At 42.0% G+C, this 18787-nt stretch carries 21 protein-coding genes; 4 read left to right on the top strand and 17 right to left on the bottom strand.

All coding sequences use genetic code 11. From position 1 onward, the window contains the following. The 13 genes from L4D79_RS04340 to L4D79_RS04280 all read right to left on the bottom strand — a co-directional run bounded on the left by L4D79_RS04340 (position 1) and on the right by L4D79_RS04280 (position 11289). On the bottom strand, positions 1 to 972 hold the full coding sequence (locus tag L4D79_RS04340; protein ID WP_428647860.1) for a type II secretion system F family protein: 972 nt from the start codon (positions 970 to 972) through the stop codon (positions 1 to 3). After that, entirely contained in the window at positions 972 to 2348 is a 1377-nt protein-coding gene (locus tag L4D79_RS04335) for a TadA family conjugal transfer-associated ATPase (RefSeq protein ID WP_428647858.1), read from the bottom strand. The genes L4D79_RS04340 and L4D79_RS04335 overlap by 1 nt, the downstream gene beginning before the upstream one ends. Before the next feature lie 2 nt (positions 2349 to 2350). After that, positions 2351 to 3586: a CpaE/TadZ family protein gene (locus L4D79_RS04330; protein WP_428647855.1), complete on the bottom strand. Its 1236-nt coding sequence runs from the start codon at positions 3584 to 3586 to the stop codon at positions 2351 to 2353. A gap of 8 nt (positions 3587 to 3594) precedes the next feature. Continuing rightward, on the bottom strand, positions 3595 to 4083 hold the full coding sequence (locus L4D79_RS04325) for a TadE/TadG family type IV pilus assembly protein (protein WP_428647853.1): 489 nt from the start codon (positions 4081 to 4083) through the stop codon (positions 3595 to 3597). After that, the gene (locus tag L4D79_RS04320) at positions 4083 to 4544 is read right to left on the bottom strand and encodes a TadE/TadG family type IV pilus assembly protein (protein WP_428647851.1); all 462 of its coding nucleotides are present in this window, start codon (positions 4542 to 4544) and stop codon (positions 4083 to 4085) included. Before L4D79_RS04320 ends, L4D79_RS04325 begins: the two co-directional genes overlap by 1 nt. Next, positions 4541 to 5836: a pilus assembly protein TadG-related protein gene (locus L4D79_RS04315; protein WP_428647849.1), complete on the bottom strand. Its 1296-nt coding sequence runs from the start codon at positions 5834 to 5836 to the stop codon at positions 4541 to 4543. Before L4D79_RS04315 ends, L4D79_RS04320 begins: the two co-directional genes overlap by 4 nt. Positions 5837 to 5868: 32 nt before the next feature. Further along, the gene (locus L4D79_RS04310; RefSeq protein WP_428647847.1) at positions 5869 to 6123 is read right to left on the bottom strand and encodes a hypothetical protein; all 255 of its coding nucleotides are present in this window, start codon (positions 6121 to 6123) and stop codon (positions 5869 to 5871) included. A 10-nt stretch (positions 6124 to 6133) separates the two neighbouring features. Then, positions 6134 to 7603, bottom strand: coding sequence for a type II and III secretion system protein family protein (locus tag L4D79_RS04305; protein WP_428647845.1), 1470 nt, complete (start codon positions 7601 to 7603; stop codon positions 6134 to 6136). Positions 7604 to 7629: 26 nt separating this feature from the next. Further along, positions 7630 to 8409: a Flp pilus assembly protein CpaB gene (cpaB, locus tag L4D79_RS04300; RefSeq protein WP_428647842.1), complete on the bottom strand. Its 780-nt coding sequence runs from the start codon at positions 8407 to 8409 to the stop codon at positions 7630 to 7632. After that, on the bottom strand, positions 8402 to 9730 hold the full coding sequence (locus tag L4D79_RS04295; protein WP_428647840.1) for a DUF8689 domain-containing protein: 1329 nt from the start codon (positions 9728 to 9730) through the stop codon (positions 8402 to 8404). Before L4D79_RS04295 ends, cpaB begins: the two co-directional genes overlap by 8 nt. A 17-nt stretch (positions 9731 to 9747) precedes the next feature. After that, complete coding sequence (locus tag L4D79_RS04290; protein ID WP_428647837.1) at positions 9748 to 10254, bottom strand: prepilin peptidase; 507 nt, start codon at positions 10252 to 10254, stop codon at positions 9748 to 9750. A 45-nt stretch (positions 10255 to 10299) separates the two neighbouring features. Next, the gene (locus L4D79_RS04285; protein WP_428647834.1) at positions 10300 to 10479 is read right to left on the bottom strand and encodes a Flp family type IVb pilin; all 180 of its coding nucleotides are present in this window, start codon (positions 10477 to 10479) and stop codon (positions 10300 to 10302) included. Positions 10480 to 10770: 291 nt separating this feature from the next. Then, positions 10771 to 11289, bottom strand: coding sequence for a DUF4136 domain-containing protein (locus tag L4D79_RS04280; protein WP_428647831.1), 519 nt, complete (start codon positions 11287 to 11289; stop codon positions 10771 to 10773). Positions 11290 to 11797: 508 nt separating this feature from the next. Between L4D79_RS04280 and L4D79_RS04275 the strand changes: the two genes are divergently transcribed. The 4 genes from L4D79_RS04275 (at position 11798) to L4D79_RS04260 (ending at position 14123) form a co-directional block, all read left to right on the top strand. Beyond that, positions 11798 to 12292 carry a hypothetical protein gene (locus L4D79_RS04275; RefSeq protein ID WP_428647828.1) on the top strand — a complete coding sequence of 165 codons (495 nt, stop codon included), beginning with the start codon at positions 11798 to 11800 and terminating at the stop codon, positions 12290 to 12292. Positions 12293 to 12369: 77 nt separating this feature from the next. Next, positions 12370 to 13176, top strand: coding sequence for a crotonase/enoyl-CoA hydratase family protein (locus L4D79_RS04270; RefSeq protein WP_428647825.1), 807 nt, complete (start codon positions 12370 to 12372; stop codon positions 13174 to 13176). Positions 13177 to 13215: 39 nt separating this feature from the next. Then, entirely contained in the window at positions 13216 to 13785 is a 570-nt protein-coding gene (locus L4D79_RS04265; protein WP_428647822.1) for a rhomboid family intramembrane serine protease, read from the top strand. Beyond that, positions 13785 to 14123: a DUF1840 domain-containing protein gene (locus L4D79_RS04260; protein ID WP_428647819.1), complete on the top strand. Its 339-nt coding sequence runs from the start codon at positions 13785 to 13787 to the stop codon at positions 14121 to 14123. The genes L4D79_RS04265 and L4D79_RS04260 overlap by 1 nt, the downstream gene beginning before the upstream one ends. A 9-nt stretch (positions 14124 to 14132) precedes the next feature. Here L4D79_RS04260 and L4D79_RS04255 read toward each other — a convergent pair whose 3' ends face one another. From L4D79_RS04255 to L4D79_RS04240, 4 genes are all read right to left on the bottom strand, one after another. After that, positions 14133 to 14780 (bottom strand): DJ-1/PfpI family protein, encoded by a 648-nt coding sequence (locus L4D79_RS04255; protein WP_428647816.1) that lies wholly within the window; start codon positions 14778 to 14780, stop codon positions 14133 to 14135. Positions 14781 to 14904: 124 nt separating this feature from the next. Continuing rightward, complete coding sequence (locus L4D79_RS04250) at positions 14905 to 15255, bottom strand: putative quinol monooxygenase (protein ID WP_428647813.1); 351 nt, start codon at positions 15253 to 15255, stop codon at positions 14905 to 14907. A gap of 157 nt (positions 15256 to 15412) precedes the next feature. Then, the gene (locus L4D79_RS04245) at positions 15413 to 17323 is read right to left on the bottom strand and encodes a bifunctional metallophosphatase/5'-nucleotidase (RefSeq protein WP_428647811.1); all 1911 of its coding nucleotides are present in this window, start codon (positions 17321 to 17323) and stop codon (positions 15413 to 15415) included. A gap of 185 nt (positions 17324 to 17508) precedes the next feature. Beyond that, positions 17509 to 18633 carry an endonuclease/exonuclease/phosphatase family protein gene (locus L4D79_RS04240; protein ID WP_428647808.1) on the bottom strand — a complete coding sequence of 375 codons (1125 nt, stop codon included), beginning with the start codon at positions 18631 to 18633 and terminating at the stop codon, positions 17509 to 17511. Positions 18634 to 18787 lie beyond the last annotated feature (154 nt).

Here is an 18787-nt window from a genome sequence, read left to right as displayed (position 1 = left end):
CTAAACCTCTATACGCAGTAATTTTCGAATCCAGAAAAGGCCAAGCGTCATTAATACAACCGTTACCGTTAAAACAGTGTGGCCTCTTTCTGACTCTAGCAATGGAGCAATGTAGCCAGGATTACTGACATAGAGCATCAAAAAGAGAACAAAAGGGACCATCATCAGTACCCAGGCAGACATTCTTCCTTCTGCCGAAAGTGTTCGAACTTTCCTCATTAGCCTGAAACGACTGCGGATAACCGCCGAGATTTTATCTAGCGTTTCAGCCAAGTTACCCCCAGTTTCTTTTTGAATAACGACGGCGCTGTTGAAGGCCAGTACACTTACTGAAGGGTTACGCTGTGCAAGGTTGGCGAGTGCGACTTTAATATCAACACCATAATTGAGCTCCACGAAGGTTTTTCCAAATTCAACCGAAATAGGAGGGGGCATTTCCTCACTGACGGTTTTCATGACTTCAGTAAAAGGGTAGCCAACAAGTAAAGCTCGTTTCATCACATCTAATGCTTCAACAAATTGCTCTTCAAATAAATGAAGCCGTTTTTCTGTTTTCTGATGGAGAAAAAAGATAAAAGCGATGATGATTGCAGCTGGGGTCGCAATTGCCATTTTTATACTTTGCGTTAAAAAAAGGACGCTAAACATGGCAAAGAAAATTGCAATAATCAGCCAGATTGCGACTTTGTACGCTTTCCAGTTTAGCCCTGCCAGTGACAGTTTTTCACCGAGGTATTCACCAAATGCATTATTTTCTAACCAGCGTTCTGTCGGTCCTAGGTTTTCAAGGTAGCTTTTTCGCAATAAAGATTGTTGCTGCGACTTACCGGACTCTGCAATGGCTTCAAGCTGTTTTTTGATAAGTCGGGTACGATTTGCTCGAGTACCTGTCGCAGATATAAGTATTGTCTGCGAGATGATGACAACGGCAATAAACAGTATTATCAAATATAACTGTAAATTCTGATCCATTAGAAACTCCCACTACTTGCTGAATTGAAGTAGGAATAGGGGAGATCTATCCCCTTATGTTTAAAGTCATCCATAAAGGATGGGACGTTCCCGGTAGCTTGATAATGGCCCATAACATTGCCGTCTTCATCAATCCCTCCCCGGCTAAAACAGAATAACTCCGTAAGCGTGATAACATCACCTTCCATGGAGTTGACTTCAACGATACTGGTAATGCGCCGTTTACCATCTTCCATTCGGCGTAACTGAACAACAATATTGAGTGCAGACGCGATTTGAGAACGGACGTTTTTAATCGGCATGTTCCAACCGGCCATGGCGAACATATTCTCGATTCTTCCCAAGGCATCGCGTGGGGTATTGGCGTGTATTGTGGTCATAGAGCCATCATGACCAGTATTCATTGCTGCCAACATGTCAACAGCTTCCGCGCCCCGAACCTCACCAACAACTATGCGATCCGGTCGCATACGGAGTGAATTAATAACAAGTTCCCGTTGCCCAATTAACCCCCGGCCTTCAATGTTCGGTGGACGGGTTTCTAACCTAACGACATGGGGTTGCTGAAGTTGTAATTCGGCGGAATCTTCAATGGTGACGATACGCTCATTTTTAGGGATAAAAGAGGAGCAAATATTGAGAGTCGTCGTTTTCCCGGAGCCTGTCCCCCCTGAGATCAAAATGTTCAGCCTGCCTTTAACGACCGCTTGTAGAAAATGTGCCATTTCCTCGTTGAGCGAACCATAGTCAAGAAGCTGTTCAATTTGCAATTTTTCAACAGCGAATTTTCGAATGGAGAGTGAGGGGCCATCGATAGCAAGTGGAGGTATGATAGCATTTACCCGTGAGCCATCTTTAAGCCTTGCATCTACCATGGGCGAGCTTTCATCGACCCTTCGTCCAACCTGCGATACAATTTTATCGATAACATTTAATAAGTGCCTATCGTCTCTGAAAGTTGCATTGGTGGGTTCAAGCTTACCTTTACGCTCAACAAAGATTTGGCTACTTGAGTTAACCAAGATATCTGAAATAGTTTTGTCCTTTAGTAGTGGCTCTAAAGGACCTAATCCAAGAATTTCATTGCCGATTTCTTCTATAACCCGTTTGCGGCCATCGGCATTAAGGGGGACGTCTTTGTCCAAAAGTAACATTGCGGACATTTCAGCAATTTGTTCGTGCGCTTGGTCGAGTGGGAGGTTTTCAAGCAAAGAGAGATCAAGTGTGTTAAACAACTCGTCAATAATGTCTTCTTTTATAGACTGTTCCTGCGGGCTCACAGTGTGAGTCGGTGCAGAGTATGTTTCTTCTTTTGCCTCAACCTTTGCTAATGGGGCTGTGTTTTCTATTGGCTTGCTTCCTTTCTTTAAGAACATATCTAACTCCTTAAGAACGTAAAGAAGCGTTTAACCCCTTTAGCTTCTGTTTCTTGCTTGTTTGTAATTAGATTAGCGACTTCTTTGAGTGATTTTACGATGGGTTTTTTATCGAAATGTGTCGCCAGCAATTCGCCTAAATTTGTAGAAGCGCTAACAGAAAGGTAATCATTAGGGACGAGTAAAATGGTATCACAGTGCAGTGACTGTTTGATTTCATCAGGTGAAATATCGAGGTTTTTCGAGTATCTGTTTACAATAATTTTAACTTGTTGATTGTTAAAGCCAAATAAATGCTTTAATTTTCTTATGAGTATTGATGCTTCTTTTAATGAAGGGATGTTTTGTTGTACTACGATGAAAATATTATCTGCATTTGATAAAGCAGGGGAAATATTATTATCTAGACCTCTAGATACATCGATGACAATATGCTGGAATCCATTCTTTATATGCTCAAGAAACTCCCTAAATGATTCAGAATCAAAATCGGGAATAGCATCTAACAAATGCTCTGTACGATTAGGAATAAATCGAAGTCCTGACTCATGTTTAGTTAAAAGTCCAGAGGTGGCATACTCATCTAACGATTCAACCTGTGAAAGTGCTTCACTTAGTGTGTGTTTTGGGGGAGTCGACAACAAACTAGAAGTCGAACCAAACTGTGCGTCTGGATCGATTAGTACTATAGATTCATTTTGTAATGCAATCATATGAGCAACAGATGTGGATATAATTGATGCACCCATACCACCCTTTGCATTAATAAAGATAGTAGTTACGCCTTGCTTTCTATTTTCTGATTTAGATTTTGAGCAATTTACTATGATTTGATCCAGTTCTGTTTGATCAAAGGGAATAGATAAAACATCTTTAATTTCAATCCTTATCGCCTTTTTTAATGTTTCAGCACTTGAATCATTTGATATTAAAATAACTGGTATTTTGCTCGATAAAGTTGATTTAATCTTTGCTGCTATAAATGTCCAATCCATATCACCATCAATGATTATCAAATCAGGATTTTTCATATCAGACTTGTTTTTAAGCTGTGAATTCAAGCTAAACTGTGTGATTGCATTAAATTTCACATTAGACCACTGCATGAAGTATTCACCCAACGGATTAACAAAATCTTTATTTTCTGAAACTATCCAACCACTTAGTGAGGCAGGTAAGTGAGCCTTCTTAGAAGGCGCTAGGGTTTCATTGTTTGAGAGGTTAGGTTTCGTATTCATAGTTCACCTTAGCAATCAGTGTAACCGGTTCTAGTGACGCCGAGGCTTTCTCTCGGTAAAATAGTTTTAAATTCTGGTGCGGTAAAATTTATGTCAAAGGTGGCTAATGGGATAAGTAATGCAATTTGATAGTTTATAATTCTAGCTTCAACAAATTCAATTTGATTAAAGTTAACGGTTTCGGTAACGTCCTCGGTTATTTCAGAACCGACACTATCTAAAAAGACCAGTTGGATATTATTGGCGGAAAAACCTGGCAATGGGACATTCTCAACGATACTAGCTAACTTGATATCTTGTTGTTCGGCGGTTGTTATCTGGCATACTGTTGCAAGACGGGCTGTACGGCGTGATGTTTCGTTAAGTACATGCCAGGTAAATAGCAAACGACCGAACTCGATGATTGCGAAGATCAACATGAAAAAGAATCCCGCTATAATGGAAAACTCTACCAGTGTGCTGCCTTTCTCTCTTTTTACAAACGTGAAGGTATTCATTATAGAACCCTCATCGAGTAACTGGAAACTAATGTGATATTTAGGTCAATATCATCAGTTACGAAGAAACCAGGGATAACGGCTAATACAGGCTGGTAGGGGTAATTTATTTCAACCTTCACATAATTCCCTATTAAAGAAACTTGCATTTGGGAAGTGTCTAGACCGGGCAGGGAAGAAGTTAAACCGCCATCGACAGAGCCTTCAATAGAACCAAAGACAGCCAAGTTTTTTGCTAAGTTCTTATCTGCGTCAGAAATTGAGTATAAGCCAGTTGAACCTTTTATAAGTTCACCAGATAAATATCTTGCGCTTTCTCGGCTTAATTTTTCCAGTTCAGCATAGGTATAAAAAGCACGCCCCATTTCTGCTATGGCGAAAAGTAAAAATAAGAAGAAAGGAAGCAATATTGTAAACTCAACAATTGCAACGCCTCTGTGTTTGGAGAACAGATGCATCATGAATCTCCACTATCAGGGTCAGCAAAAAGTACTATTTTATACGGACCATCTTCATTAGGTTCAATGCTGGCATTACCACTGTTATTTCTACAATCTTGGATGAATTCACCGACAATCCACGAACCATCGCCATTGCCGCTTTTGTCATCGGTTGTTGTCGTTTCGCTAACCGGTTGAGAAATGAAAAAACAAGCTAAACCCTCCATCTCAACTTCCATCCGGCCTCCCTTTTTAGAGGCTGTGCTGCAATCAAGAATTGGTACCGTTACAATCCTGCGAAAGTACCCTTGGTTTTGGCAAGAAGATGAGTTCAAGCATGATTCATAATTTTCTGTTTGATACTTGGCCATATACTCTGAATAACTGTATATTTCGCTAGATGCTTTATCGGTAACATATTTACCCGCATCATCGCTGTACATGACTGCTGCTAAGTTATCTTCATGATAGTAGGAATTAACATCATGAATATAGTCACTGTCTTTTAGGCCAGGGATTTTAAACCCTTCAAAGCGAGTATCGAGTGCGAGGGTAGGGCCGACCATATTACCTGTTTCAGTCGTTATTGGTTCACCTGCTTCAACTGTTAGACAGCTATCATACTTGCCTGCTAGTGCTTCTCGATAGGAATCCGCACCAGTTTGTGGGTTACCGTCAGCATCCGTTAGCGTTACAGGCATAAAGTTTCCAGGGCCAAGTTCAGACGGATTGGATGATGAGGCTTTGAGTACATGCATTGTGCCGCTAGAATACCCAGCAATGTTATCACTGCTTGAGTCATCTCCAGCGCAGATACTCAGTGGTACTATGTTGCAAGAACGACCAAGGCTTGAGCTTGGCCCTGCCACCGCTGATGCACGTGTACTCAGGTCAATATCCATTATTGATACTAGAAAATCGGGGATATCAACGTTTTCTATACGGACTCGAACATAAGTGGAGTCAGTGGTTGCGGTACTGGTATCAAAGGGAAGTGTTTCTGAAAATTCGAATGAGATAGATGCGGTATCAAGGGAGATTGCACTAAAGCCATCATATGAAAGGTTGTCGTTAATTGTCTGTGTTCCTGCCGTTATCGCTTCTGCTTGATCGCCTCCAAGATCAATCGTTTTAGCTGCACTAAGTGCAGCAGCATCAGCGAGGTTCTGCAGTTTACCTTTGGACAGTATCAAGTTTCCGACATCCAGAGCTAATGCACCTGCCCCAATGAGGACAGCCATGGCGAGTGTTGCAAATACCACAACAACCCCTTTTTGTTGGTTGGGTGATGTCTTTTGTCTATTAACTCGCATAGGGTAGCTCCCGCTTGGATCTATAAAGGTAATTAGTTGCTTACTCCGCTGATAAGCTCTTTATTTTTAACTGTTTTTTGATCACTGCCTTTTTGTTCCTTGTTAAAGGACTTACTGGCTTTCTTACCACTGAATACAGGAGAGCCAAGGGGTACTCTATTTTCAGCCAATGGGTCAACAGTTTGTAGCCGTATCAACTGCTGGGTGCTCTTTCCCCATGTTGAGTCACCGGCCAAAATACTCGTGCTGGTAAACATCAGGTAAAACGTGATTAGTCGTGTGTTCAAAATGTTACTCCTATAAGCTATGGCCAAATTGACCTTCTGAACCGGCACTCGGTGAAAGGGTGACAGCAGATGCATTAGTTGTAGGGGAATAACCTGTTTGTTGCTTTTGCTCTTTGAGCTCACTCATGCGACCAAGTAGATAAAACTCCCAGTCATTAGGCTCCACAAATGAATCAGTCGGTAGGGTTAAATCTTGACGTCGGACAGGTTTAGCGAGCCGGGGCGTAACAAGAATGACTAGTTCAGTTTCGCCTTTTCTAAATGACTGGCTACGGAATAGCTGTCCGATTACGGGTAAATCCCCTAAGCCTGGTAGTTTATCTACAACATCTGTGACGCTTTCATTGAGCAGACCTGCAATACCAATTGTTTGACCATTACCTAGTTCTACTGTTGTTTTAGCACTTCGTTTTGAAAGGGCTGGGACAAAAAATTGAGAAGCCGTGCCACTTGGGGAAACTGTAACCGCATTTGTATTGGTTATTTCACTGACCTCAATATTCAGTGCCAAGTTAATACTGTCAGGAGATGAAACGGTTGGGACAAACTGTAAACCGACACCAAACTCTTTAAATTCAATGGTGATATTTTCGTCATTGGGGACTGGAATTGGAAATTCTCCCCCTGACAAAAACTCAGCCGTTTCACCGCTTAATGCTGTTAGAGTTGGTTCAGCTAAGATTTTTGCTAAGCCATTTGTTTTAGCGATACTGAAAGCAGCACTGAATAGTGTACTTCCACTTAGATAGCTGGCAAAAAGGCCGTTATCCTCGATGTTTAATGGAGCTGCGATAATTTCTGTAATGATATTCCCTGCATCATCAACCGGCGGAACGACAGGGATGCTTGCACCACCATTTACTGTACCCCAAGTCCAATTACTGTTATTACGGGCGAATACAAAGTTGGAATCGAATTCCCTAATCAGTGAACGCTGAACTTCGGCAACGGTAACTTCAAGCATAATTTGATGGGAACCACCAACATTCATCAAATTGATAATGCCCAAGTCGTCACCGGTAAAGGTATTGGCAATCTCTTCCGCCATGGCAATTTTTGCAGCACTGGAAACATCACCACTCAATACCAGCTTATTCTGGCTGGTGTAGACAGAGATTTTCTCCTGGGGCATAAACTCATATAGCTTGGATTTTAACGCATTGAGGTCGTGTGTCACCTCAACATCTAGCACGGTAATCAGTCGTCCACGTGAGTCCCAGATAATGACATTTGTTGTCCCCAGTTTTTTGCCTAAGACGTAAATTTTATTTGAGCGTAAGATGAGTATGTCAGCGACACTTGGGTTACCGACGGATATTTTTTTTGCGCTACCTGGAATTTCAATTAATCGGGACTTGTTCTGAGGAACGGCTACTGATTGTGTTCTCGCAGCAAAACACTCACTACTGATTAAGAAAGTAAATAATAGTGTAGCTACAATTAATATTGGTCTGTACAACGGTTTTTGCCTGCATTCCATATCTTTGACTCCCTGTGAAAAACCGACTAAATACGTACATTTACACGGCTAGTATCAGTACCTTTAATGATGGTGACGCTCTCCGTGGTTCTTCTATATACCCTTGGTTTTTCTTCAGGGTCATTAGGATTTCGTAGTGAAAGTTGTAACTCGCCTTTCGATTTAGCAGTAATTAAAGATTCTGCTTGTCTAGGCGTTAGCTCTAATGTGACGGCTCTAACGATAATAGGCTTGGATTCGTCGGTTCTAGCTGTTTGATCTACAGCTAGAATTTTGATTTTCTTAAGCACAGTTTGGGCCCGATTTGATTTTTCTTGAGCATATATGACATCGACAAAATCTCCGGGTAACAAAAATCCAGCAACACCAATGACGTCGTTAACTCGGATGGTAACGGCCCGCATTTTTGGTGAAATTAGCGCGGCTAGTGTTGTTCCTTCGCCTGGAGAAACTAAGCGCTCGTGCCGAAGTAGGTCGCCAGCAAATATTTCGTTACGTGCGAGTTTACCGATGACATCAGCTGTTGACGAGAAGCCTGTGCTTGATACAAGGTCTTCCGGGTAATACTCCAGCTTTACATGCTTGGCCTCTAATGGCGTACCTAATGGAATATTATGCTGTGCGACAACCCTTGGCACTCGTGGTTCTTCTTTGATAACCTCGATACGTTCTGGCTCAACAGGAGTCGGTGTGCTTGTGGTTATTGATGCTTGTTTGTTCTCAATCCAATTATTAGCAAGGAACAGTGCACCAAGCCCCATAAAAATAGAAATTGAGAGCATAAGTAGGATTTTAACTTTACTCATAAGAGTTAACCTCTGCCTCATTATTTACGAAATAACAATCCCAAACTGTTCTTATTAACTCTGGGGTAATAACAGTAGGTAGTTGATAAAAGTTTATTTGATTGCTACACATAGCAACTAAGTCTCGTGGATAGCAGGGCAATAAAGGCACATTACAGGGCTTATGGCGTTGACTGATCACGTATTCAATGGCATCTGGTGCATTAGAAATTCCATGCTTTTCACACTCTCTCTGCCAAAGTGTGGTGTAGTCTTCTATTGAAATTGGACCAAAATTAATTTTGTAACCAATACGTCTTAAAAAAGCATCATCTGCAAGCTTGGCAGGGTGAATATTGGATGAAAAAACTAACACTTGTTCGAAAGGGATATCGAAATGATCACCTGAGCTCAATGAAAGGTAATCAATGCCTTCCTCTAATGGGATGATCCATCGGTTCAAAATAGCATCGACTGAGACTTTTTGTCGACCTAAATCATCAATGAGAAAGATTCCATTATTTGCTTTCATTTGCAAAGGAGCACGGTTTACCCTGTGTGCGTTGTCCATTGTGACTTCTAGCATGTCACCGGTAAGCTCTCCACCCACGACGACTTCTGGACGTTGGCATAGGACTAATCGACTGTCATAACCATCATCAAGTAGCAATGATTCAGACTGTTTCGGAATCGGTGTATGAATGATAGGGTCGAACAGCTGTATGATTTGGTTACCAATACTTACTGCATAAGGAATATAGACATGAGCACTGAAGAGGCGTACCAGTCTTCTTGATATATACGTTTTTCCAGTACCTGGTAAACCATAAATGAAAATGGCTCTGCCTGAGTTTAAAGCTGGGCCAACAGTGCCTACGATATTTTCTGGTAGGATTAAATCATCAAGACCAGTTCGCAGTATCTCTGGTGATATTCTTTCTTTTTTTGTCGTTTGTTTTAGTACTAGCTTTTTATAATGTTCAAGTGAGATAGGAGCAGGGCCAAGGTAGCCATCGCGCTGCAATTCATGATGTGCAAAATTACGGCCTTTGTTTGTTAGACCATAGCGTATACTGTTGGAGAAACGACCGTCAGATCTGACTTCAACATAGGCTTCGGCTTTTTGCTTTTGTAAAATTTTCTCTACAATGTTACCGCTTAGCCCTAACTTTTTAGCAAGACTGACGACATCTTCATCTGTGGTTTGTGACAGATGTTTAATGACCAACGTTTCCAGTAAACGAGCGGGTATACCAGTTTGTTCCAGAGTCTTAGGTTTTTGAGTCAGTTTACTAGGATTATCCGGTAGTCTTTTTTTAAGTAAAGACATATTTATACTCATGACTCACTCCTATCGCACTAAAACATGTAAAATTCACAAAAAACAGTGGCAAGTAGAATGGCACCTCCCATAGGGACTGCACCTGAAGCAACGGTGTTTGAATCTGGTTTTAGGTAATAGCCAATTTTCATTGATTGATACCAACGAGAAAGCATGGGTAATAACTCGCCGTAGCAAGATAGTCTTAAAATAGAAAGAAGACCGGAAAAAGCAATTGAAAATGCTATCAAAATTAAAATATGAAATGGGCCTAAAATAATGCCTAGAGATGCCAGTAATTTGGCATCTCCAGCGCCAAAAAGTCCTGATGAGTATAGAAATATACTAATAAAAAGACTAATAAAAAAACCGGTGAAAGCCTCTAATGGTGATATTAAAACAATAGAGGTATACTGAAGCGAACTCAATACTACTTGTATTATACCAATGATAATAATTGTTAATACGGTGCTGTTTGATATTCTATTATAACGAATGTCATGTAATGCAGCATAAAAAACGATTATTAAAATTGGTATGCTCATTGTAATAGCCTTTTTTGATAATGTGCTGATATATATAGATGAAAGTTAGCCTGAACTAACAGCAGTTGTTAATCCATCAATTTTAGTCTCAACTGCATCCCCGAGTTCACTGAATGCCGTTACAACTGAGGCAGCGACAAGCGCACCAGCTACTGCGTATTCAACTGTCGTCAATCCTTCTTCATCATGATAAAAATCAACTAGGAACTGCTTCAATGACTTCATGGTATAACTCCCTTGATATAAAAAGTGATTGTCAAAAATTTGTCTTCCGACACTGTAAATTTAGTAAGGGGGAACAAAAAATCAAAAGCAAATTGTGACTTTTTTGCGATATATATTTTTCATATCAGATATCTGTACCTAAGTGTCTGTTTTCTAAGGTTTGAGATTTTCCTTATATTTCTTATTGTGTCTCATAAATAAGAAAATATGAATTTGGTTGATTATTATCTGTGACTTTGATGGATTGTATCGATTTTGAGAGTAAAGGGTTTATCTGAAATAATGAATATATTAATTAGGTGGGTATTCTTTAAACATTTCATTGATTTGGGTATCAATGAATGTTTTTCGAGTTGACGGGGTCATGGTTTCGGTAAGTTTTCGTTGGGAGGTAGCACGCCAAACGACATTATTCGATTTAGCATCGATCAGTTCGACAACTATTTTTCCGTAGCGGTATTCTCTTATTTGGGTGGGTGTTGAATAAGCAATACCGGCACTGCGATGCCTGTAGCCAAAACCAAATGTTGTACCGTAGGTTTGAAAGTCACTTTGCTCAATAATAGAGTGTCTAACTAATAAGTCACCATTTTCATTGACGCCAGTAAGACCTTTAGTATAAAGCTGGATAGTAATAGCATCCTCAATTCTACTGCCATCTAAAGTTGTCGCTTGTGTGGTCGAGAAGGGCGCAAATTCATAGGTTTGATAATCATTGTAATTAACTGCGGTATTATAATCAGTGACCACATCCTTGGTGCATGCTGATATTAGCAACAAAAAAAGTATTGAGTTTAAACGTTTAGCCATATTAACACCTACAGAAATATAGCTATCAATAGCTTATTGGAGTTACATATGTTGCTTGCTAATGATAACACCGTCGTTGAATTCAACAGATATAGGGGAAACGATTTTCAGCTTTTCCTGAAGATGAAAGCTATGAGGAAACTGGCAGTAGATCTCATACTCCTTGTGTAACCCATTGTCTAGAAAAGCATCCAGCACTTCTGTTGTGTCTGCTATTAACAATCTTGAATGAGGCTCTAAGTACATATCTGACTCACATCACACTTTTGATTCAATTCATTTAAGCATAGCTTAGCGAAGTGTAATTGCTCACAGGCGCGATTGAGAGCCGATTTAATGCTAATAGTTATTCAGAAGCGCTGCTTAAGTTGGATATGCAGAGTGATAGAAATGAGATAGAAGTAAGAAAAAATCCTCACTATGCTTAATGAATGAAACAAAAGCGTAACCTACTGACTATTAACGTATCAATACCAGCCGGTAATGTTAGGTAAGAAAAGGTGAGGATATGGGCAAAATAGGTATGGCACTGATCGGTTGTATGTTAGTGAGTGCCTGTAGTGGCCAGCATTATTCAAAACCCATCGTTGATGAAAATAAAGATGTAGCTAGCCTCTCTGCACAATATGTTAATGCGACTCGCGGTGGCGGATGGGATTTTACCTCGCTCATACCCGGTAAGGTTTACCATCCTCGCGATGGATATATTCATTACAACCGCCTGTGGTGCTTAGATGAAGGGAAAGGGTCGATAGAGGAGTTCCAAGGGTTCATTGCTGATATCTGTGACAGTAAAGGTGGAAAGATGGATGATGCAGATTGGTGTATCTCTGGAAGCCACGCCTACCCACTATTCAGGGCTTCTATAGAGCCAACAGGGACTAACTGTACTGGTGGGGATCTGGCGGCCAGTGTCGATACGATTGAGCCCATATCATCCTCGACAGCATCAGAATGGCGTTTATACGCAGAAAAAAAAGGATTTGAGCCGCCACAAAGATGAACACCCAATGCGGTGCTTTGTTGAATTTGTGTTAATGTTCATTGTGTAACTGGACAGACCACATTAAAGGAGTGCTTATGTCATGGACCCGTTTGCTCGTTGAGGAAGACAATGGCGTTGTCACTGTTGTGCTAAATAGGCCTGATAAATGTAACGCGTTGGATATGCCTTTATTCCGCGAACTTGACAAGGTCAGCCGTGATCTACGCAAGCGAAAGGATATTCGAGCCGTCATTATTCGTGGCGCGGGCGGCAACTTCAGCAGCGGGCTTGACGTGAAAAGTGTCGTGACATCACGTTCGAATGCGCTCTCTTTGCTGGCTAAGTGGTTACCTGGCAACGCGAATATGGCCCAGCGAGTATCAAGAAATTGGCGGAAAATACCTTGTCCTGTCATTGCCGTTCTAGAAGGTAAATGCTGGGGAGGGGGAATGCAGATCGTCTTAGGTGCTGATTTCCGTATCGCTTCCCCTGATGCAGAGCTTTCAATTATGGAAATACGCTGGGGGCTAATGCCAGATATGGCCGGATTGATGTCACTTCGTGAAGTGGTACCGAAAGATGTGGCAATGCGCTTGACGATGACAGGTGAAATTCTGGATGCAGAAGAGGCCAACGCACTAAATTTGGTCAGCGAGGTAATGGAAGAGCCGATGGTTAGGGCCCATGCCCTGTGCCAGTCAATTATTAAAGGCTCTCCAGATGCCATCGCAGCGGTAAAATTGACGACAAATCGCTGTTGGCATAGTTCCGAACGGCGTTTGTTAGCCAGTGAGACTTTGAATCAGATCAGACTCCTTTTGGGAAAAAACTTCCATATTGCGGGTAAGCGTCAGCGCAAAAAGATCGATATTGATTACAAATCAAGGCAGTCATTTTGGTAGTATGCTTTTACGGTAGATCATATTTAATGGTTGCAAAACATGAAGCTAGATCAGAAAGATAGAGATTCGATAAAATTTATTGCGACAGTCGTGGTGCTAATCACAATTATCCATATCTTCAATGTGATAACGGCTGGTTATCTTTCTGATTTTGGTTTGTTACCTCGTCACTTTACTGGGTTCACCGGTATTGTTGCCTATCCGTTTCTCCATGGTTCATGGGGACACCTGATCAGTAATATCCTCTCTTTCTCTGTATTAGCCTTTCTTGTTTCCCGAACGGGATTAGCGCGCTTGATCGCCATCTTTATGATTAGTTGGGTGGGCAGTGGATTGGGCGTCTGGTTTTTTGGTCGGATGCATTATCATATTGGTTTGAGTGGCATCATTTATGGCTTGTGGGCCTATTTATTGATGTATGCCATTATGTACCGCAGTGTGAAATCGATTGCGATAGCTATTTTGGTGATGTTTTTCTACGGCTCTATGATTTGGGGCTTTTTACCGACACGTGAGTGGATCAGTTATGAAAGCCATTTATTTGGAGCGATATCAGGTGGGTTTGCAGGATATCTTTATGCTCGGCGAGATAAGAGGAGGAAGGAATAATGCTAGTGACTTTTAAATGCAAGGTGCATGGTAACGTTGTGATGTTTGGTGATATTGCTAAACAGTTACTGAGGTTTATGGGGTATTGTGAGAACATTCCCGGTGCATTGGATCCAAAAGATATTGATGATGCGCTATTTAAGCTTACTACTGAGGTAAACCGCCTTCGTCAGTTAGAAGCGCAAGCCTCTGATGCAGAAGCGATCGATGTCGATGATGTGGCGGATTTAGATATGGAGCCTGTGGTGGGTCTTCATACACGGGCTACACCCTTGATAGAAATGCTACAAGCAGCGAAAGACGCAAATTGCCATGTGATGTGGCAAGAAGGTTGTTGAGTTTACATTTTATTCTACGATGTGAAGTGGTGCGAATGGGTCGTCTTCAGAATCATTTATCCAAAGGTATTCCATCGTAATCGCAAGTTTTCTGGCTGTTTCTTCATCGATATATGCTTCGATTACAGCAATGAACATATCCAAGCAAGCGGTATTGCCTGATGAGGTAAATATTCGTTTATCTTGGATCCAACGCGCAACAGGTGCCCAGTTAACCTGTTTTCCATATTGCGTTACCCAATGATAATGCTGCTTATTCGTTGTTGCTGCATGCCCTGTAAGTAGCCCGGCCTGTGCCAATAGGGCTGAACCAAGGCATGATGAACAAAGTACTGTGTCGTGGCGATTTTGTTTGGTCAGCCATTCCAACAATGGCTCGTCACTGATGCTTTTTTCAATACCGCGGCCGCCTGGCACATAGAGGATGTCATAACTCAGTAATGCCTGATAGCTTAGATCAGCATTGAGTGAAATACCCTGTTGGCTCGTCATCATCTCACCGTTATCTGAAACCAGCAGAATCTCGAATTTTTCCGGTAAAGCGTGGAACAGCGAAATAGCCGCTGAGACCTGAAGCAAATCAAAGCCTTCAAATAACAAAATCGCTAATGTATCGCGAGAGGGTACATCCGGTTGTTGATGTTCTGACATAGACATATAGTGTGTATTGGTTGCCTTAATCTAAGCGTAGCTTTGAGTTATGCCAGAGGCGTTCGCAAGATTGCGCATCTGGCATAATCATTAGGTATACGAGTTAAATGCAGAGAATTACATTAATGATTTAGTCCACTTGTAGCGCATCAAAATTCTCGGGCTCATCACTGTAAATACAGACGTTCCACTTATCAGCTGCACCTGTTTCCGCTTCGCAGTGTGTTGCGAAAAATGCTTGGATTTCTTTTCTTTGGCAATGCGCTTCGAAAGATGGCATATCTGACCAAATTTCATTGAAAGCAATGGGGAAGGACGTCCCTTCAGCAAAAGGACTGTTAATCTGACGTGTCACGATGTATTGAAGACAGCCGTCCTCACGCAGTGTATTGGGTTCAAGAGCTTGAAGGGCTGCAAACAACTCTTGCTCTCGACCTTCTTTAGGCAAGAATTGGGCAATACAATAGACTTTCTTTGACATGGGATTTCCTTTTCTGGATTTAATCCTAATTCATACAGTGGCATATGAGTGGTATGTCAAATTTAGTGGTATTGAAGCCATATGTCTACAGGAAGTTAAAGCCCCTCGCTGTGGAGGGGCTTGATGCTTGATTGAGTTAAGGTTATTGGTTAAAGCGTTAGATATTATTCAGTGCTTTGGCAATAATGATATTGCGCTCAATCTCTTCAGCTTTATGACCTGTCACGTCACCTTTTAGCAATTGCTGTTGCGCATCGATAAAGGACTTAGCATTCTTTTCAGAGTTAAACATCAATGCTTTAACATTGATAGAAGCGACGTTGGTGTAACGGCCGTCTTCACTGGTTGGTACGGAGATTTTACCTTCGTTAATCAGTGATTTGACAATCTCACGTTCTTTTTCATAGCCTTCAAGACCGGATAGTGCCCAGCGATGCATAGGCTTACCTTCGTACTGACCATTTTTTACCTCGGTTAGGTAACGAATAGTCAGGTTACGAATGGTACCTGCTTCTTCACCGTATTCTTCCTCGGTGTCGAATAACACTGGGAAGGATTGGCCTTCTAAAACACCGCCGGCTTTCGTCAGGTGGCCCATTCGGTAGCTATTCATCCCCAAGCGAATTGGAGTAGAGTCTGTAATTTCACGGCCGTCAGCAAATTGAAGGGCTGTGATACGCTCTCCCTGAGGCTGGGTCAGGTCGATGGTGTAGGTAACACCAGCAAAGAAGTCATTAGTCGAGTACTTAGATGCACGGCGTACTGGGTTGAAACTGTAAGTTACGTCACCAGGTGTAACGCTGTTAAAGTAGCCTGCTGACCACTCCATGTAGGTTTTCAGCTCTTTACCTGTCATTTCATAAACAGTGATCTCACCACCCGCATATTGGTAGTTGTAAGCAATATCTTTGGCTTTGATGGTACCGACATCAAGTTCAGCTTTGTCGTTGTCAATTTGAAGCGCAATGACATTCGCTTTAGGTGCGTAGTACATGCTGGCTTCTTGGAATAGGGTGCTGATCCCCGTGTCTTGGATATGTACCTGTGGTATCCCTTTGATTTCGTTCTCAGGAACAAGATCAACGCCCGTTAGTTCAGCAACAACGCGGTTGGCTTGCTCTCGAAGTCTCTTATGGTAAGGAGAGTACAGCTCATCCATCTTGTCATCTGAGTTGATGCCATTGATTTTATAGGTAAAGCTGTCTTTGTTTACCAGTGTATATTGACCATCCTTTTCTTCGAACTGTAGGTCAATACGAGAAAGAGCACGGCCATATTTATCTGGTTCGGTAATAATAACGCCATTTACAACGGCTTTGTCGATTCGGGTATGCATGTGGCCAGCAACAATCGCATCCAATTCAGGGTTGTCGTTGGCGATATCGGTAACACCTGTCGCTTCAATATTGTTCTCGTTATCAAGACCCATATGGGCAACAAGGACAATGGCATCGACTTTGTCATCAATCTGCTTAATAACTTTTTTCACTTCCAGTGATGGGTTAGTGAAGTGAACACCTTCTAAGCGGTTGGTACCTTCGGCAAACACTTGAGTCATTGGGGTATCCATACCGATAACGCCAATCTTAATACCTTGTCGCTCGATGATGGTATGGGCTGGAAGGAACGGGTTGCCATCTGGTCGCTTGATATTGCCGCCTAGTGACGTGCCTTCAAATTGTGTTAGTGAGCGATTGAGTACCTTGAGGCCAAAGTCGAATTCATGGTTACCCAGAACCCACACGTCATAGCTCATTTCATTGAAGCCGAGCATCATAGGATCAACAGGTTCGTCCTTGAAGGTTTCAACAAAATTGCCTTGGATGGTATCGCCGGCATCAACCAAAATGACATTGTCATTTTGGCCACGTACTTCTTTAACTTTGGTGGCAATCTGGCTCAGGCTACCGCGGGTGTTCGCTTTATCGCTGGCATAGTCCCATGCCATGAAATGTCCGTGAATGTCAGACGTACCAAGGATAGTGACATCAACAATATCGCCATCTGCTGCGAATGTGTGGCCGCTTAATGCGAAAAGAATGGTCGAGGCTAAAAAATGTTTTTTCATGTTAACTTATGATTTTTATGAATAAAGTGGCGTAATACTAAAGGTTAATCGTTTTCGTTTTTGCAGTATTGATCACTTTATTGCTTGTTGAGTGTATTAATTTGCATGTCATTGTGAGGGGTATCTTACAATCTGTCGCGTGGTTGAACGAAATGCGCAGTATTAAACCATTTCGTTCTGCATGACTATCGGCGAACTCGGAGCGTGATCATCACAACGGCATGATCCGTGCTATGGCTATCAATATCATAAGATGAGTTGAGTAGGTGGCGATCATAAAGGTGGTAGTCATAGACTTCTGCCATGCTTTCATTGAAGCCTGGATCGAATTCGCCACTTAGCAAAATGTAATCGAGTACCATACCTTTTGCACCGTAATAGAAGGTATACGGAGCCGGACGTTTTGTGGCTGCTGGTGAGACGAGATCAGCGATATTATCAACTGAACCATTCTGCTGGTAGTCGATGTTTTCACGGTGGCAGAGGCTTGACTGAAAAAGTTGCCAACTGCGCTGTAGACGGTAGCGTTGGGAAATCGAGCGTGAAAGGTCATCTTTTACTTGCCGGCCTCCGTCAGACAACAAATGATGCAAAACACTGGTCTCTAATTCATCATTAAAGTCGCCCATTAACATGACGGGATATCCGGATTCACTTTTACGTGACCATATGGCATTGATCAGATGCGCAGCTTCGGCGCTTCTCTGTTGGGTCGAGGCCCATTGGCCAAGTATTTCAGCGCGTAAATGTTCAACGGCTTTTTGCGCTTCGTTAACGTCAGGACTGTTTTGCAGAGATAAGCCTTCATCAGTAATAGCTCGTTTGGATTTGAAGTGCACTACATAACAGTCACACGGACCAATTTGCGGCAATTGAATTGTTGCCCTTAGCGGTTTGCGGCTAAACCCAAAGTTGTCACTGATCTGAAGTGGTTGATTGAGGCGTGGCTCTTCCAAAACTGCATTAAGTTCAGTAATCGGGAAGCGTGAGGCAACGGCAACCACTGGGCTATCATAAATGAAATCCCCCTCAATATTCGGCTTATCGACAACACCGAAATAAGGGTAACCAGCGCGCTGGGTTAGTGCTTTTAAAGATTCAGAAGAGAAGACTTCCTGAAAGCCAATCACATCGGGTTGGTGCTCAGATAAGTAGGATAGGATCCAAGCTTGTTTTTTATCCCATTGTTCTTGTGAGTAGATGTTTTCGAAGTCATAAAAGGCATCGGGTGGGGAGAGGTAATTACATAAATTAAAGGTGGCTATTTTTATCGTGGGTTGGGTTTCACTGGCTTCGACTGAATTGTGCAAGTTGCTTTCCACATGATCTATTCTCTTCTAAACATGATATACCCAAGTCAATTCAAGATGTAGTTTCAGCGAGAATTAAAAAGCTTCTCGGTAGGCGATTTTTTAAGACCTAGTGGCTCCGCACTGAAAAGCAAAGGCTAAACCTGCAAAAATC

Source organism: Photobacterium satsumensis, assembly GCF_050336935.1.
In the GTDB taxonomy this organism is placed as follows: domain Bacteria; phylum Pseudomonadota; class Gammaproteobacteria; order Enterobacterales; family Vibrionaceae; genus Photobacterium; species Photobacterium satsumensis.
The sequence above is the reverse complement of the archived record's forward strand: the minus strand, read 5'-3'. Positions and strand labels throughout refer to the sequence as shown.